Annotated in this window: 12 protein-coding genes; 7 read left to right on the top strand and 5 right to left on the bottom strand. The window is 51.3% G+C overall.

The window, feature by feature from the left end; translation table 11 throughout:
* Window positions 1–2: 2 nt before the first annotated feature.
* Window positions 3–485, bottom strand: a complete 483-nt coding sequence (gene chrS / locus AC50Y5_RS12890; protein ID WP_494861100.1) for a chromate efflux transcriptional regulator ChrS — start codon at window positions 483–485, stop codon at window positions 3–5.
* Between the two features lie 227 nt (window positions 486–712).
* On the opposite strand from chrS, the gene ggt reads away from it, so the two are divergent.
* From ggt to AC50Y5_RS12860, 6 genes are all read left to right on the top strand, one after another.
* Window positions 713–2,293 (top strand): gamma-glutamyltransferase, encoded by a 1,581-nt coding sequence (gene ggt / locus AC50Y5_RS12885; protein WP_494861098.1) that lies wholly within the window; start codon window positions 713–715, stop codon window positions 2,291–2,293.
* A 174-nt stretch (window positions 2,294–2,467) separates the two neighbouring features.
* Complete coding sequence (locus AC50Y5_RS12880; protein ID WP_494861096.1) at window positions 2,468–3,841, top strand: amidase family protein; 1,374 nt, start codon at window positions 2,468–2,470, stop codon at window positions 3,839–3,841.
* Window positions 3,842–4,720, top strand: a complete 879-nt coding sequence (locus AC50Y5_RS12875; RefSeq protein WP_494861094.1) for a fumarylacetoacetate hydrolase family protein — start codon at window positions 3,842–3,844, stop codon at window positions 4,718–4,720.
* Window positions 4,721–4,961: 241 nt separating this feature from the next.
* The gene (locus tag AC50Y5_RS12870; RefSeq protein WP_494861092.1) at window positions 4,962–6,989 is read left to right on the top strand and encodes a CotH kinase family protein; all 2,028 of its coding nucleotides are present in this window, start codon (window positions 4,962–4,964) and stop codon (window positions 6,987–6,989) included.
* Window positions 6,990–7,228: 239 nt separating this feature from the next.
* Window positions 7,229–7,993, top strand: coding sequence for a hypothetical protein (locus tag AC50Y5_RS12865; protein ID WP_494861090.1), 765 nt, complete (start codon window positions 7,229–7,231; stop codon window positions 7,991–7,993).
* Window positions 7,994–8,056: 63 nt separating this feature from the next.
* Entirely contained in the window at window positions 8,057–9,562 is a 1,506-nt protein-coding gene (locus tag AC50Y5_RS12860) for a hypothetical protein (protein WP_494861088.1), read from the top strand.
* 83 nt (window positions 9,563–9,645) lie between these two features.
* On the opposite strand, the gene AC50Y5_RS12855 is transcribed toward AC50Y5_RS12860, so the two are convergent.
* Both AC50Y5_RS12855 and AC50Y5_RS12850 read right to left on the bottom strand, forming a co-directional pair.
* Entirely contained in the window at window positions 9,646–10,569 is a 924-nt protein-coding gene (locus AC50Y5_RS12855; RefSeq protein ID WP_099518115.1) for an L-lactate dehydrogenase, read from the bottom strand.
* A gap of 64 nt (window positions 10,570–10,633) precedes the next feature.
* Window positions 10,634–11,455, bottom strand: coding sequence for a formate/nitrite transporter family protein (locus AC50Y5_RS12850; RefSeq protein WP_494861085.1), 822 nt, complete (start codon window positions 11,453–11,455; stop codon window positions 10,634–10,636).
* 284 nt (window positions 11,456–11,739) lie between these two features.
* On the opposite strand from AC50Y5_RS12850, the gene AC50Y5_RS12845 reads away from it, so the two are divergent.
* Entirely contained in the window at window positions 11,740–12,411 is a 672-nt protein-coding gene (locus tag AC50Y5_RS12845; protein ID WP_056036605.1) for a pectate lyase, read from the top strand.
* A gap of 126 nt (window positions 12,412–12,537) precedes the next feature.
* Here AC50Y5_RS12845 and AC50Y5_RS12840 read toward each other — a convergent pair whose 3' ends face one another.
* Together AC50Y5_RS12840 and kdpC are read right to left on the bottom strand one after the other, a co-directional pair.
* A complete protein-coding gene (locus AC50Y5_RS12840; protein WP_494861083.1) occupies window positions 12,538–14,904 on the bottom strand; it encodes a histidine kinase in 2,367 nt (788 codons plus the stop codon).
* A gap of 19 nt (window positions 14,905–14,923) precedes the next feature.
* On the bottom strand, window positions 14,924–15,535 hold the full coding sequence (gene kdpC / locus AC50Y5_RS12835) for a potassium-transporting ATPase subunit KdpC (RefSeq protein WP_056037065.1): 612 nt from the start codon (window positions 15,533–15,535) through the stop codon (window positions 14,924–14,926).
* Window positions 15,536–15,604 lie beyond the last annotated feature (69 nt).

Raw genomic sequence — 15,604 nt, 5'->3', positions numbered from 1 at the left:
TTTTACAGCCTCATTCCCATTCTACTTTTGTAGCGATTGATTAAAACCTGGCAATCAACGCTCATGATGCCGGGCAGCGGGTACAGTTTTTCTTTCAAAAATAGCTCCATTTCCTGATTGCTGGTGAACAGGCCATGCATATGCAGCTTGCTGGGGCCTGTCATGTGATACAGACTAGTGACGACGGGCTCCTCGGATAAGCGATCGGCTACTTCATGCAGAAATTTAGGCTCCACCTCGACATTGAAAAAAGCCGATACCGTCACGCCAATTTTCTCCGGATTGATGACGGCTGTGAAGCGCTCTATAACGCCTTGCTCCAGCAGGGTGTTGATTCTGGCTTGCACAGCAACGCGGGATAAACCAATATCCTTGGCCAAGTCGGTGTAAGATATCCTTCCATTAACATGCAGGGCAGCGATGATTTTACGATCAATATCGTCAATGGCGTGCTCCGCCTGGGCGGGCGGCATTTTGGATTGCATATGAAAAGCTCCTTTTACTCCTTCGAGCGAGAATATCAAAACGTATGTGATAAGTTCGATTCGATTACGATATGAATAAATATATAACCAAATTCATTCCTTATCAATATGAAATTTGTCAATCGTGGGCAAAAAGAATTTTATAGTTGCCACTAGCCGAGCTGCCATGTTACTTTAATACTCAATAGATCATGTCAGATAACTTGACTTATAAAGGGTGGAATAGCATGAACAAGCCGATAATCGGCACGAAGGCCATGGTTGTAAGCCCCCACCATCTGGCTTCGGCAGCAGGGGCGCGAATACTAGAGCAAGGCGGCAACGCCTTTGATGCTGCAATTGCGGTCAGCGCTTGTCTAGCTGTCGTCTATCCGCATATGACGGGACTTGGCGGAGACTCGTTTTGGCTCACATACGAACATAAGGAACAGCAGGTGAGAGCCTATAATGCTAGCGGGCGATCCGGCAGTTTTGCAACGCGCGAGGCTTATGCTGGCGAAGCTGCGATTCCGGTACGCGGGCCGCGCAGCGCTATTACAGTTCCGGGCATGGTGGACGGCTGGCATGCCGTGCATAGCCAATATGGGCGTCTGCCTTTTGCACAGGTGTTAGATATGGCTATTGGATATGCGGAAGACGGCTTTCCGATGTCGCTGGATCAATATGAAAATACGGTGCAGCATGCGGACATGCTGGCACAATTTCCAGCTACTGCGGCGGTATACCTGCCGCAAGGGCGCGTTGTTCAGGCGGGGGAGCGCTTTGTGCAGCGCGACCTCGCAGCGAGTCTTCGCGCTATCGCGGAGCAGGGGCGCGATGCTTTCTATAAAGGCGATATTGCGGAGCGGATCGCTGCTTATTTGCAGAGCAGCGGCGGGCTGCTGACCAAGGAAGATTTTGCCGTGCATGCGGGCGAATGGGTTGCGCCGCTTAAAGGCTCTTACCGTGGGCATGACGTGTACCAGGTGCCGCCGAACTCGCAAGGCTTTGTGGCGCTGATGGCGCTGCAAATGTTGGAGAACTATGATCTGAAAAGCTACGGGCATGGCTCATACACGTATTATCATCTTATGATTGAGGCGCTTAAGCTCGGCTTCCGCGACCGCAATTTATTTTTGACGGACCCTGCTTTTGCGGAAATTCCGCTCGAACGCTTGCTGAGCTCTGCCTATGCGGCGGAGCTTGCAGCTTCTATTAAGCTGGATGAGGCCTGCTCCATCGATACGAAGCCTGTCGGCAATGATACGGCCTATGCGGCGGTCGTGGATGAGGAGGGCAACGCGGTTTCCTTCATTCAGAGCTTGTATTTTGAGTTTGGCTCAGGCGTTGTAGCTGGGGATACGGGCATTTTGCTGCAAAATAGAGGGTCCTTCTTCTCGTTGGAGCCCCAGCACGTGAACCGTTTGGAGCCGCGCAAGCGGACTTTCCATACGCTGATGCCCGCCATGGCGTGCCTGAATGGCAAGCCAAGCCATCTGTTCGGCACGCAGGGCGGCGAAGGGCAGCCGCAGACACAGGTGGCGATCCTTACGCGGATGATTGATTTTGGCATGAATCCGCAGCAGGCGGTGAATGAGCCGCGCTGGGTGTGGGGCCGCACATGGGGAGCGCAAACACAGGAGCTGAAAGTAGAGAGCCGCCTAGCAGACGAGGTTACGGAGCAGCTTGAGAAAGCCGGGCATGATGTTCGCCGCATGAAAGAGTTTGACGGCATTATGGGCCACGCCCATGCGATCACGATTAGCAAGGACGGCGTCCTTAGCGGCGGAGCTGATCCGCGCAGCGATGGCGCGGCAATTGGCTGGTAAGCGGCTCGACTCGGAAGTGTGTGCAAAACGTATGGCAAAGAGTAAAGCAGATCGGCTGTAATGGGCAGCCCATTTTTCAGCCGCGAGTGCGGAGTTGGTTGTAGGCAAAGATACCGAAATCGGCCTGATCGCTAGAATATAGGCGGAACAGGTTGGACAGGAGAGACAGCAATCATGCAGCATAAAATTATGGATACATTCCATGCTTTTATTAAGCCGGAGCTCACGCTTCCAGCAACTCATACAGGCAAACTAGATGGCCTCCGTTTTGCGGTTAAGGATGTGTTCGCGATTAAAGGGCATATAAGCAGCGCGGGCAACCCCGACTGGCTGCGCACGCACGAAGCGGCAGAGCATACCGCCTCAACCATAGAACGGCTGCTTGACGCGGGAGCGGCACTGACCGGAGCAACGCATACCGATGAATTAATGTACAGCATCAATGGGCAAAACGCCCATTACGGCACGCCGATTAACCCGCTTGCGCCGGGTCGCATACCGGGGGGCTCTTCCAGCGGTTCTGCCGTAGCCGTTGCAGCGGGGGCAGTGAATTTTGCGCTCGGGACGGATACAGGCGGCTCGGTTCGCGTACCCTCCGCCTATTGCGGCGTCTATGGTTTTAGGCCGACGCATGGCGCAGTTGCGATGGATGGCGTCATTCCTCTGGCTCCGAGCTTTGATACGGTAGGCTGGATGGCACGGGACAGCACGCTGCTGCTGAAGGTTGGCGAGCTGCTGCTTGCTGCGGAGGCGGCCACCCGAGTGGAGGGCGGTGCAGCTGCTGCTGCGGAATCGGATGCCGTGGAGACTGGTGAGCCGGCATTAGGAGTGGCGAGCGAGCGTGCAGAGGTGGCAGCGGACAAAACGGAAACAACAGACGCAGCGGACGCTGCGAATGTAAAGCTGTTCAGCCGCTTGCTGATCGCAGAAGATGCATGGAGCAAGGCGGATTCTGCTAGCGCACTACAGCTGAGACCACTCGTTGCTGAACTGGAGGCCGTTATCGCAAATACCGAGCGGCTGACGCTTGCCCCTGAAGGGCTGGAGCAATGGCTTGAAGCGTTCCGCACGATTCAAGGTTTGGAAATTTGGCAAACACATGGCGATTGGATTACGCGCGAGCAGCCTGCTTTTGGCCCGGGGATAGCGCAGCGATTTCGATGGGCAAGCACTTTGCGCAAGGAAGATGGCGAGCAAAAGGTAGAGGAACAGCGCAGCATTCGTGCCAAGCTGCGAGAGCTGCTCGGAACAGATAGCCTGCTTGTTATCCCAACCATTCCCGGAACGGCGCCGGACCGCGACATTAGTGGAGAAGCGGCAGACAAGCAGCGTGCTCTAACGATGCAGCTGTGCTGTATAGCAGGGCTGTCAGGCTTGCCGCAAGTAACGCTGCCGGTTGGCGAGGTGGATGGAGCGCCAATTGGTTTATCCATTATTGCAGGGGCAGGACAGGATTTGAAGCTGCTGCGATGGATAGCGCAGCATGCGGAATTATGGGAACGAAGCGAACAGCCAGGCAGCGGAAACGAAGGGGAGGCGGCAAAATAGATGAAGCTGGTGACGATCCATTACGAGGGTGTCGAGCAAGCGTGCATCAACATTGACGGTCGCTATGTGCGGCTCCATACGATTAATCAGTTGGAGCATACGCATTGGCCCATCAACGTGTTTGATCTGCTGCAAGAGGGGCAGCTGGATGCGTTGACGGCATGGTATAACGATGGAGGCAGCAATAAGCTTGCGCAGCTGGAATCAGTGCCAAGCGAAGCATTGGCAGTTGCGCCATTATACCGCCATCCCCGAAAAATTTGGGGTATCGGCATGAATTATGTGAAGGAAGCGGCCGAGCGCGAGATACTATTCGCTGAAGCTGATCCGGTCAGCTTTATGAAGCCGGATACGTCGCTTATCGGCCCAAATGCAGCAATTGAGCTGCCTGCCCAGCAGACGGAGCATGTGACGGCGGAGGCTGAGCTGGCAATCATTATCGGGCGTACATGCAAAAATATAACCGAAGCCGAGGCGCTGGACTGCGTAGCAGGTTTTGCCGTATCAGTCGATGTTACGGCAGCGGATATTCATGCCAAGCATCAGCGTTTCCTGACGCGGGCCAAAAGCTTTGATACCTTTTTTGGCTTCGGCTCGGAGCTGATTACGCGAGATGAAATCGCGGACTTGCCCCAGCTGGCAGTGGAAACCTGGCATAATGGCGAGCTTGCCCATCGCAATGTGCTGGCTAACATGATTTATCAGCCGGCGTTCCTCGTCGCCTTTCATTCGCAGGTCATGACGCTGCTGCCCGGCGATGTGATTTTGACAGGGACGCCTGGCGCAGCCGTCATTCGCGATGGCGACGTCATCGAGGCGCGTGTTGCCGGCTTTGAGCCGCTGCTGCATCCGGTCAAAGCGGGCTCGCCGCTTTTTTGACCCAGCAGGCCCTGGTTCGACCCGACCTGAGCTTAACAAGCTTAGGCTAGGCATTGCTAAAAACTCAAGCAGAGCGGCTGCTTGAGTTTTTTTGCGTACAGCCGCCGCTCCCCCTGCCTTTTTCGCCGCGTACCAGCAACTTTCAGCAAACCTTCAATTTCACCTAAGATTTACTTAATCTTCATACTTTAGCCTTAAGACTGGAATTGAAATCTGGTTTGAAGGAGGAGTCATCCAAATTATGAATTTGAAAAAGATGTGGAAGAAGGTTGCGGTTACCGCTCTGTCGCTAACGATTGCCGTATCGGGTTTTGGAGCAATCGGGAGCAAGTCGGCGGTTTATGCTGCAGAGACGGGCATTGCGCAAAAATATGAGTCTCTATTTGAAGGGGACAAAATCATTAATGTGAACGTGACGATCGCGGACGACGATTGGGAAAGCATTTTGGCCAGCCCCTTGGATAAGGAGTATAAAAAGGTAACGGTAGACGTAGACGGCAATGTGCTGAGCAACGTAGGATTTTCGACCAAAGGCAATTTGACCTTGAAGGCCGTTGCCAGCATGACGGATTCCGACCGCTACAGCTTTCGCTTGAAATTCGACAAATACGATAAAGAACAAACGCTGCTCGGACTGGATAAAATGGTGCTGAACAACAGCTACGCAGATCCTTCTTTTTTACGTGAATATTTGCATTACGAAGCTTTGCGCTCGATCGGGCTGGATGCCCCGCTGACAGTGTTTACGAACCTGTATATCAATGGTGAATTGTATGGCTTCTATGTAGGTGTTGAAGCTATTGATGACAGCTATATGGAAAGAAATTATGGCGAAGATTACAACGATGGCGTGCTCTACGATACGGACGAGAAAAGCTATCTGCAATATGAGGAAGACGGCGACTATGAGACGCTGACGTATGAGCTTGGCACAGAGGATGATAAAGCATCGTTGAAAAATTTTATTAGCGTGCTGAATGATATGCCTGCTGGCGAGAAAGGGAATATCGAGGACGTACTCGATGTAGACTCGGCCTTGAAATACATTGCGGGCAACGCTGTACTGGGCAACTACGACAGCTATAATGGCGATAAGGGCCATAACTATATGCTGTACGGCGATGCAGATGGAAAATTCAGTGTCCTGCCATGGGATTTCAATATGTCATTTAACGGCTATTCCGGTGGCGGAGGCGGGGCCGGTCGCAATGCGGCAGCAGCGGGAACTGCGGGAACTGCGACCACAACTACGACATCCACGGCAACAACGACGTCCACAACGACGGCAGCTACCAATACAAATGCGACAACTGCCTCGGTTGATGTGCCTGTCTTGGGCATCAGCATGGACAGCGTCCCCATGATAGGGAATTTGCTGGAAGTGCCAGAGTATAAGGCCAAATATTTGACCTATGTAAATGAGCTGGTGGACTATCTGGGCGGAATCGAGGATCGCATTACCGAGCTGGCTGATATTATTCGGCCAAGCGTAACGGCTGATCCGACTAAATTTTATACGGTAGAGCAGTTTGAATCTAATGTAGCTTATTCTGCTACAGGCGGTGGAGCAATGGAAGGCATGACGCCTCCTGATGATGCTGGTATGACACCGCCGACGATGCCGGATGGCACGACTGCAGCTAGACCGGACAATGCGGGAACCGCGACAGGAAGCACTAGTAATACGACTGCGACAGATGCTGCCGCAGGCAATGGTACAGCAACTGGACAAGCTGCTGCTGGACAGGGTCCAGGTCAAGGAGCAGGCCAAGGGCAAGGCGGTCAAGGAATGGGCTCGATGGCGGCTGGGTCGCTGATGACTTTTGCGCTCAACAGACTGGCTAACTTGCAGGAGCAGCTGGGGCTGGCCGTGACGCCACTGCCGTCGACAACGACTCCAGTTACAGCAGCGGGAGCTATTTCCGTCCTTTTAAATGGCAGCAAAGTGAGCTTCGACAAACAGGAGCCGGTTAATCAATCAGGGCGGGTGCTCGTTCCGCTTCGCGGCATCTTCGAAGCCTTTGGCGCTGAAGTGAAATGGGATGCAGCAACGAAAAAAATTACAGCGGTCAAGGACGACCGCACGGTTACGCTCACGATTGGCAGCACGACGGCTTATGTGAATGGAACAGCGGTGACGCTGGATGTTCCCGCTTCGGTGGTGAACGGCCGGACGCTCGTGCCAGTGAGATTCATTTCCGAAGGGCTGGATATGGATGCGGCTTGGGATGCGGCAACTGCGACGGTGAAGATCACGAATAAAGCTTAGCGTAAAATAGCTATACAAAACGATATCTCTAAAAAAGAGGTATCGTTTTTTGGCTTGCAGAGGGTTTTTATAGGAAATCAGTCCGACAGTAATAGACAAAATATTGCCGAAACATCGTCCTTTCGAACTATAAGAAAAAGGGTTTATGGTATAAAATGTAGAATTTCCATATTTAACGCGCGGTCATGAATAAATTTGTTTGCAGAAACCAGCTTCAGGCAGAAAGAGGATAATAGGCGATGGGAAATCGATTTTGGGAGTTTTATCTGATTCGGTATTTGGCAGGAACTATATTTGGCGCACTGATTTTATTTATTCTAGCTATGAATTATCAGAACGAAATGAATCGGGCTTATTTTCCCAAAGCACACAACGATGATAGCAAGCCCGATCTTAGCTACTTTTACAGCCTCTTGTTTGAAACAACGAGGGACATAGACATTAATGAGCTTGATTTGACCATCGGTGGCAATAAAGTGGAGTTGCAAAAGGCTGAGGCATTAACGGGATCAGGGGAAATTCGCTTGAAAACGGATGGTTTGACGGTGCTGGCCGCAATTATTATTGCTGTTTTTGGCTTTCTCTACATGTATATCGCCAGTATGTTGATTTTGATTTTGCATGCAGTACGGCTGATTATTTATCCGGGAATGCGAAAATTCAAAGCTTTGAGCAAGCTCTTTTATTTCTATGTGGAGTTAAGCCGTTTGCGTTCCGAAAGAGAAAGGAAGGTGACAGGAAAAGGGAAAGAGAAAGAGATCAGCGATGAATGGCAGGGCAGTCGTCATTTGAGCGAATATATTGAATCTTACAGGCATCTGCGCGAGCATGGCAACGCCTTTGCTATTCTCTTATCCGAAATAGTATTTGCTTTCTGGCTCGTTATTTGCTCGTTTTCGGCCTGGTCTATTATTGTTTGGGTTGCCGCAGGCTCTGTTGCTTGGTTTATCGGCAGTTATTTAGAAATTCGGATGGTGAAGGAACGCAGGAGCTTTTTGCCGTAGACTAACAATGAAATTGAGGAGAGAACGACGGCGTCGCGATATTTCTATAAAGGGGGCTCGCGTATGAAATGGAATGGGAGCATTAAAAAAATAGTGCCGATACTCGTGTTCATCTTGCTCGTATTATCCTGCATTCCAATTATGAAGCAGTTGTTTGGCATTCAGGAAGTGTATGCGGACTTCATAAAGCAGATGTTTAATAAAGAATTGGGGACGGGGAAACGTCTGCTTGGCATTTGGCATATGTTCCGAAGTATGGCTGGGCTTGTCATTTGGTTAATTGGTTTTTGGTATATACTGGCCACGCTATCCAAATGGGCCGAAGACCACGTCGAATCATATAAGAAATTTATTATCTGGTGGGCACCAGTACATAAAATTGTTATTAATATTTTGACTTACGCGATTCATTTTATTTATTACATATTGATTATCAGCATGAACAGTACGATTCTGCTGCTAGTCTCCGTGCTTTTAGTTATAGGGCTTTACAGTGTGATTCCAGCAATTTCTATATTGTTTCAACGGTCGATGGAGTTGTTGTTTTCCTTTTTCGCTCTCGAATTTAATGCCTCTGCATTTCTGGTGGATTCGGCTAAGCTGAAAGCGTCAGATATTTTGGGCTATCAATCGATTACGTTTTTCGTTATCTTATTTGCTTATTGCATTAAAATAATGACACAGTTCGTATACAGTCCACTGTTCTTAAAAATTGGTGGCCATCGAATTGTACGAAAGTTTCTGCGGTTAAACACCATTTTCAGCTACAATTACTTGCGCATAGTCGTATACACAATTGCTTTTTTGGCTTTTACGATTCAGTCTTCATTTAAGATTATGAACGAGATCAATAGTGTTTTTGCTACATTTATAATAGTCGATGTTATTATTTATACGTTTCTTAGTTGGGCGAAGGGTAGAGGCGTATATGCCGAGCAGGAGCTGGAGCGGTATTTCCATCATTTACATGCCTATTTTACGGAGGTGGAGCAGCAGCTTGACGACAAGCAGCTTTCCGGTCAAGGGGGCAGCGAACGGTTTGCAGCGATTACATTTATTGCTCAATACCCACAACTAGGGTTATGGGATAAGTTTAGTCTATATGTAAATCGGAATAGACGGCAGCGTTATTTCATTGCAAGAAAGGTGGCTGTGTTGCTGAAACACAGATATGCGAACAGACAGCAGATACTGGAGGCAGCGCAATCTGCCAAGCGGCATCTTCTAAGTGCCAGAGCGTATCGCCCAAACCCGGATTACGAGCTGCTCGCAATTAGGCTGGAGGAGATTAAGCTGGAAATGGAAGACAGGCTGCGGACGTATGCCCAATTCGACATACAGAAGGAGTATTTGGACAAACATCAGTTATTTCGGATTGAACCGGTGAAGTGGAAGAAACGCGACTGGTTTTTTCAAGGCTTGTGTATGCTTCGGAGCAAGCGGCGAATGAGAGAGCTTAACGAGCAATATCGGCAATATTTGAAAATGATTGAAAAAATGAATGACGATATCGATACACGATACGTAGAGGGGATTTCAGAACGATTGGATCGGATCGTGCATCGATAAATGTCGAATTAATTAAAACTATTGTAATTAAGAACAGTCTGCCGATATTAAGCGGCAGACTGTTCTGTATTTCTTATTCTGTTCTATTCCATCTCATCCCGAATCGACTCAATCAAGCCTTTCAGCTTGTTCGCCGACTTCTGGAACAGCGCCGTTTCTTCGTCCGACAGTGTCAGCTCCAGAACGTTGCGGATACCGCTGCGATCAACGACGCATGGAACGCCGATGTATACATCGGATACGCCGAGGTAGTTGTCGAGCAGGGTCGATACGTTCAGCACGGCGCCTTCATCTTGCAGAATCGCGGTACAGATGCGGTCGAGTGCCAGAGCGATGGCGTAATACGTCGCGCCTTTTGCTTCGATAATTTGGTAAGCGGCATCGCGTGTGCCGGTGAAAATCCGTTCTTTCTGTTCGTCGTTCAGTCCGAGCTCTGTACCCGCAACGTTCGACAGGCTCCATACCGGCAGCTCGGAATCGCCATGCTCCCCGATAATTGGGGCGTGGACGCTGCGCGGATCAATGTTCAGCTCTTCGCCAATCAGATAGCGGAAGCGTGCGCTGTCGAGCAGCGTGCCTGAACCGATGACGCGGTTAACGGGCCAGCGCGATTTTCGCAAGGAGAAGTAGCTCATGACGTCCACTGGGTTCGAGGCGATCAGCAGAATGCCATCGTCATTATATTTCAAGACCTCATCAATAATTTGGTCAAAAATCGCTACGTTGCGCTTCAGCAGCTGAATACGCTCTTCGCCTGGACGCTGGGCCACACCGGCCGTAATAATAATGATGTCCGCGCCTTTGCAGTCCTCGTAAGTGCCTGCCCATACCTTCGTGCCGCCAAGGAACGGCATGCCGTGGTTCATGTCGAGCGCATCGCCGATCGCTTTCTTCTCATTGGCATCGATAAGCACCAGCTCATCCATGCGATTGCGAAGCAGCAGTGTATAAGCGGTTGTTGAGCCTACAGCCCCAGCGCCAATGACAACAATTCTTGATTTTTTCATTTCCGATCTCTCCCCGTCTAATGGTGTAGTTGCTTCTAGTTTTGCTTTTGCCATTACTCCTGAATTACTTCTGCAATTCCTTCTGTTCTTGCTCTTGCGCGTGATCCTCTTTGTCGAAATAAGGCTTGTTCACGAAATAATACATATATCCCATTAATACGCCGCCGCCAATCAGATTGCCCAGTGTGACAGGCACAAGATTGTGAATGACGCCGCCGTAAGTAATCGTGTCTGGATGGTCGACGACTAGTGCAATAGCAAAGGTGCACATGTTGGCAATGCTATGCTCGTAGCCCGAAATAAAGAAGCAGAAGACGAACAGCATCATGGAAAACATTTTTGCCCCGTCATGCTTCATGCCCATCGGGATGAAAAAGGCGAGACAGACTAGCCAGTTACATAAAATCGCCCGGAAAAAAAGCTCCATCGACGACGTATGCATTTTCGCTTCGACGACACTGAGCAGGAACGTATTGACCTTCTCGCTGTCGAACAGTCCGGTTGTCATAATGAGCAGGGCGAACACGGCTGCGCCAAGCAGGTTGCCAGCGTAGCTGGTCAGCCACATTTTGATGGCGTCGGTCCATTTGAGCTTGCGCCGGAGCGCGGTAAACGAATAATAAAACGTATTGCCGGTAAACAAGTCGCCGCCGCCGTATGCGATGAGAATAATCGCAGCTCCGAACGTTAGCGCGGCCATCGGATAAGCGAGTGGAGAATGCTCGGCGTAAAAAAAGTTACCCGTCTTAAAGGCGACTATAACGCCAAAGCCAATGAACATGCTGGCGAGCATGGACCTGGAAATATACCGGATGCGGCTTTGCTGAAAAATCATATGCTTCTTGTGTGCGAGTTGCTCGACCTTGCGTAGCGGTTCAGTTTCCATGAGCATTCACTCCTCTTGCTGCTTACTGAGGTTAGAATAACACAGGAGGGACACAGTCGATTGTGACATTCCTCACAGGTAAAGGCGAAAATTGTTACAGAAATAAGGGATTCCCGGCGGAGTGGACAACTACTGAGCTAATGATTATTCCTGTAATGGCAAAAATTAGGTAGTCTTCTTGTAGATGCAAACGGAGGTGCACATCTATTTGCATAAATATAGCGGCATTAAAGAATGAGGCTTCACCACAACCAAATTAAATGGAATAAAGGAGAGTTTATTCGATGAAAAAATGGATTGGTGCTCTATTATCTTTGGCCCTTATTATTGCAATTGCTGGTGTGCAGCCTGCCCCTGTATCAGCGGCAGAAGTTGTAAACGCTACCATTATTGTTCCTAAAAATACGACCTATGACGGCAAAGGCAAAGTTTTTGTCGCGAACCCGAGTACGTTAGGGGATGGCAGCCAGGCTGAGAATCAGAAGCCGGTATTCCGTCTGGAGGCAGGCGCAACGCTGAAAAATGTCATTATCGGCGCTCCTGCTGCCGACGGCGTTCACTGCTATGGCAGCTGCAATATTGAGAATGTGACTTGGCAGGATGTAGGCGAGGACGCTTTGACTCTAAAATCTTCCGGTACCGTTAATATTACAGGCGGCGGCGCATATAAAGCCTATGACAAGGTGTTCCAAATGAATGCATCCGGCACGATCAATATTAAAAATTTCAAGGCCAATGACATCGGCAAGCTCGTTCGTCAAAATGGCGGCACCTCTTATTCGGTATCCATGAATGTTTCAAATAGCGATATTTCCAAGGTGAAGGATTCCATTTTGCGTACAGACAGCAGCTCCACAACGGGCAAAATAACAAACACGCGCTATTCTGGCGTGCCGACGCTGTTCAAAGGTTTTGCATCCGGCAAAACCAGTCAATCCGGAAACACGGCTTATTAGGCAATCCTTCCAAAAAAAGACGCGGCAATGCCGCTTAAGCTTTAGCTTAAGCCTTAGCTTGAACCTGAGCCTGAGCCGCAGAGCCTAGCGTTTGGAAGGATAGTCGTCCCCCGTAAGTAAGCCTGTTTATAAATCATCAACAGGGCCTGTGCCGAGATTAGGCGGCATGGGCTCTGTTTCCCATTTGGCGACAATGAGCATATCCAAATGTCTGGCGGAGCGCAGCAAATCCTGCACAATCGTTTTGCGGACGAGCATTTGCCACGGCGGCCGGCTCGATTGTCCAATAATGAGCTGGGTCGCTTGCAGGTCAGCCATCTGTTTCAGCAAAATTCCGCTAATTTCCTGGCGTCTATCTGCCGCACTTACCGCCAGCTGGCCGCCAAGCCGCTCGCACAGCTGCCGCAGCGCATCAAGCCGCTTTTGCTGCACCTCGGTTTGCTGAATTTTACGGCTGTGCACATAATGGACATGCCATTCTGCCTTCAAGCGATGAGCGATGCGAAAGCCGCGGCGAATCAGCCTTTCCGCCTGATCACCCAAATCGATGCATACAAAAATCACCTCGCGCTTGCGCCAAGGTCCCCGAAGCGAAGGGCCGCGTTCCCACGACTCCAGCCGTTCATCGACATCATCCGCAATTTCGCGCAGCGCCAGCTCTCGCAAGGCAATCAAATTGCCGATTTTGAAAAAAGAGCCCAGCGCCTGCTCCACCTTTTCCTGCTTGTAAATTTTGCCGTCGCGCATGCGCTGCGCCAGCATTTGGGGCGTAACGTCAATGAGCTCGATTTCATTCGCCATTTGTAAAATCGCGTCCGGCACCGTTTCTCTCACCCGCACACCGGTCAATTGCTCCACCGCGTCATTCAAGCTTTCCACATGCTGCACGTTCACGGTGGAAATAACGGAAATCCCGTTTTCCAGCAGCAGCAAAATATCTTCGTACCTTTTCTTAAGCGTACTCCCCGGCACATTCGTATGGGCAAGCTCATCGACCAGCACAACCTCGGGGCGGCGCGCGATAACAGCCGTTGTATCCATTTCCTCAAGCCGCGCTGCCCCATAGGGAATAACTGCCCGGGGCAAAATCGCCAAGTCGCCGACCTGCTCGGCCGTTTCCTTGCGTCCATGCGTTTCCAGCCAGCCAATGACGACATCTACGCCTTTACGCTTAAGAATGTTGCCCTCCTGGAGCATTTTGTACGTTTTCCCGACGCCAGGAGCGGCTCCGATATAAATTTTGAACGTGCCGCGTCGCATGCGCTGGGCCTGTTCCTCCATCTCGCGGGAGTCCAGACGATGAAAAAGCGCCTCCTGCCCGCCCCAGCGGGTTTTAACGGGCAAAATCCGCTCTCCCTCATGCTCCGCCCGATCCGTCATCACAAACACGTCGATGTTCCGTATTTTGCGGAGCACGCGGTTGACGATAGAGCCTTGCAGACGCTCCTGCCATGCTTTCTTCTTGGAATGGCCCATCACAATGCGCGTCGCATGCTGCCGCGTTGCATATGCCACAAGTGCGGCAGGCAGCTTGCGCGCATGCGCCAGAGGGAGCTCCTCGAATGCGCCGCCGACCTTCGCCACCAGCTTTTGCATCGAGCGTTTGATCGTTTGCTGCTCCTTCGACAAGCTGCGGCCCGGCAGCAGAAAGGTGACAACGGCGAGCTCGCCATGCAGCCGCTTGGCAATTTGCTGGCCCCGGCGCACATATAGGGAGCCATTGAAGTGATATTGCGCTGATACGACAATCCGCTCGGCTGCTCCTGATGGGCCGCTTAAGCCCAGCGCTTCGCGGTGCTTTTCCAGCGTTTCGTGAACACCCTCTGCCATGAGGCAGAGAGCGACTTCACGCAGAACAGCCAGATTGCCGGGCAGCCGCATAGCCGGATGGAGGGAGCTGCCGAGCAGTCCCTCTTCCATCCGGCTCAGCATCGTCTCAGGAGAGACATCAATGAGGCGAACCTCATCGGCCCATTCCAGCGTGTCCGCCGGAACCGTCTCCTCCGCGCGAATGCCCGTCATTTTGAAAATAACCCCGTCCTCGCCCTCCAGCTCGTAGACATTAATCGTCGTAATGATGCTGATGCCATGCTCCAGCAAATATTGAATGTCCTCCAGCCGCGTCTGGAAACGGGCGCACGTACGGTTGCGATGGGCGAGGCCATCGACGAGCACGACCTCCGGGTTGCGGGCGAGCAGCGTCTCCAGCGGCAAATCCTGCTGCTCCTTGCCATCGCGCTGCCACTTAATGCTCGGGACATGCTCCAGCTCAGACTCAAGCGCGGCTTGATTCCTATTTGTACTTGGAGCTGGCGTTAAGGCGCAAATGACGACATCAATGCCCTGCTGCTTCAGCAGCTGGCCTTCCTGCAGCAGATGATACGTTTTCCCGGAGCCTGCGACCGAGCCAATAATGATTTTCAGGCGTCCCTTATGCAGCCGGGAGATAGAAGCCAATATCTCCTCTGGCGTCTTGCGTTGATACGGTGGCATTCTGCTCCCGCCTTCTTTTTTATTTGGCGATTCGTGTGGATAAAGCCAGATTCAGCTCCAGCACATTTACGCGCTTGTCACCGAATAGGCCGAGCTCGCGTCCTTTCGTATGCGCGTGCACAAGTTCTTCAAGCTCTGCCTTCGGCAGTCCTGTCAGCTTGCTAATTCTTGCAATTTGTACGATAGCCGACTGCGGCGTAATATCCGGGTCAAGCCCGGAGCCGGAGTTCGTTATTAATGCAAGCGGCAGCTGAGCAATCGGCACCTCGGGATTATCCTGCTGCCACTGGGCGATAGATGCTTTCATGCGAGCCAGCAGCTCCGGGTTCGAAGGGGCATAGTTGTTAGAGCCGGAAGCTTCCGCCTTATAGTCAATGCTCGACACCCGCCCCTGAAAATAGCGCTGATCGGTGAAAGGCTGACCGATCAGCGACGAACCAACGACGTTGCCTGCGCTGTCCTTGAGCAGGCTGCCATTGGCCTGGGCCGGGAACAGCAGCTGCGCGGCGCCTGTGCTCACAAGCGGATACACGATACCGCAAAGGAGCAGAAACAGCAGGCTGGCGCGCAGCGACATCCCGATTACGGAAGATGGGGAGGGCGGCACTGATGAAGACGAAGCGGATGGCATAGGTGACGATGGACGTTTTCCTTTTAAAATAGCATGCATAGCACAATTCCCTTCTTTCTAATTAAAGGT

It is taken from the genome of Paenibacillus sp. JT22N7 (assembly GCF_059383875.1).
Note: the sequence above shows the minus strand (reverse complement) of the source record. Positions and strands in the feature narration are given on the sequence as shown.

Excerpts from the sequence above, each read along its gene's own strand:
- chrS (WP_494861100.1), bottom strand. The coding sequence starts at position 485 with ATGCAATCCAAAATGCCGCCCGCCCAGGCGGAGCACGCCATTGACGAT.
- ggt (WP_494861098.1), top strand. The coding sequence starts at position 713 with ATGAACAAGCCGATAATCGGCACGAAGGCCATGGTTGTAAGCCCCCAC.
- AC50Y5_RS12880 (WP_494861096.1), top strand. The coding sequence starts at position 2,468 with ATGCAGCATAAAATTATGGATACATTCCATGCTTTTATTAAGCCGGAG.
- AC50Y5_RS12875 (WP_494861094.1), top strand. The coding sequence starts at position 3,842 with ATGAAGCTGGTGACGATCCATTACGAGGGTGTCGAGCAAGCGTGCATC.
- AC50Y5_RS12870 (WP_494861092.1), top strand. The coding sequence starts at position 4,962 with ATGAATTTGAAAAAGATGTGGAAGAAGGTTGCGGTTACCGCTCTGTCG.
- AC50Y5_RS12865 (WP_494861090.1), top strand. The coding sequence starts at position 7,229 with ATGGGAAATCGATTTTGGGAGTTTTATCTGATTCGGTATTTGGCAGGA.
- AC50Y5_RS12860 (WP_494861088.1), top strand. The coding sequence starts at position 8,057 with ATGAAATGGAATGGGAGCATTAAAAAAATAGTGCCGATACTCGTGTTC.
- AC50Y5_RS12855 (WP_099518115.1), bottom strand. The coding sequence starts at position 10,569 with ATGAAAAAATCAAGAATTGTTGTCATTGGCGCTGGGGCTGTAGGCTCA.
- AC50Y5_RS12850 (WP_494861085.1), bottom strand. The coding sequence starts at position 11,455 with ATGGAAACTGAACCGCTACGCAAGGTCGAGCAACTCGCACACAAGAAG.
- AC50Y5_RS12845 (WP_056036605.1), top strand. The coding sequence starts at position 11,740 with ATGAAAAAATGGATTGGTGCTCTATTATCTTTGGCCCTTATTATTGCA.
- AC50Y5_RS12840 (WP_494861083.1), bottom strand. The coding sequence starts at position 14,904 with ATGCCACCGTATCAACGCAAGACGCCAGAGGAGATATTGGCTTCTATC.
- kdpC (WP_056037065.1), bottom strand. The coding sequence starts at position 15,535 with ATGCCATCCGCTTCGTCTTCATCAGTGCCGCCCTCCCCATCTTCCGTA.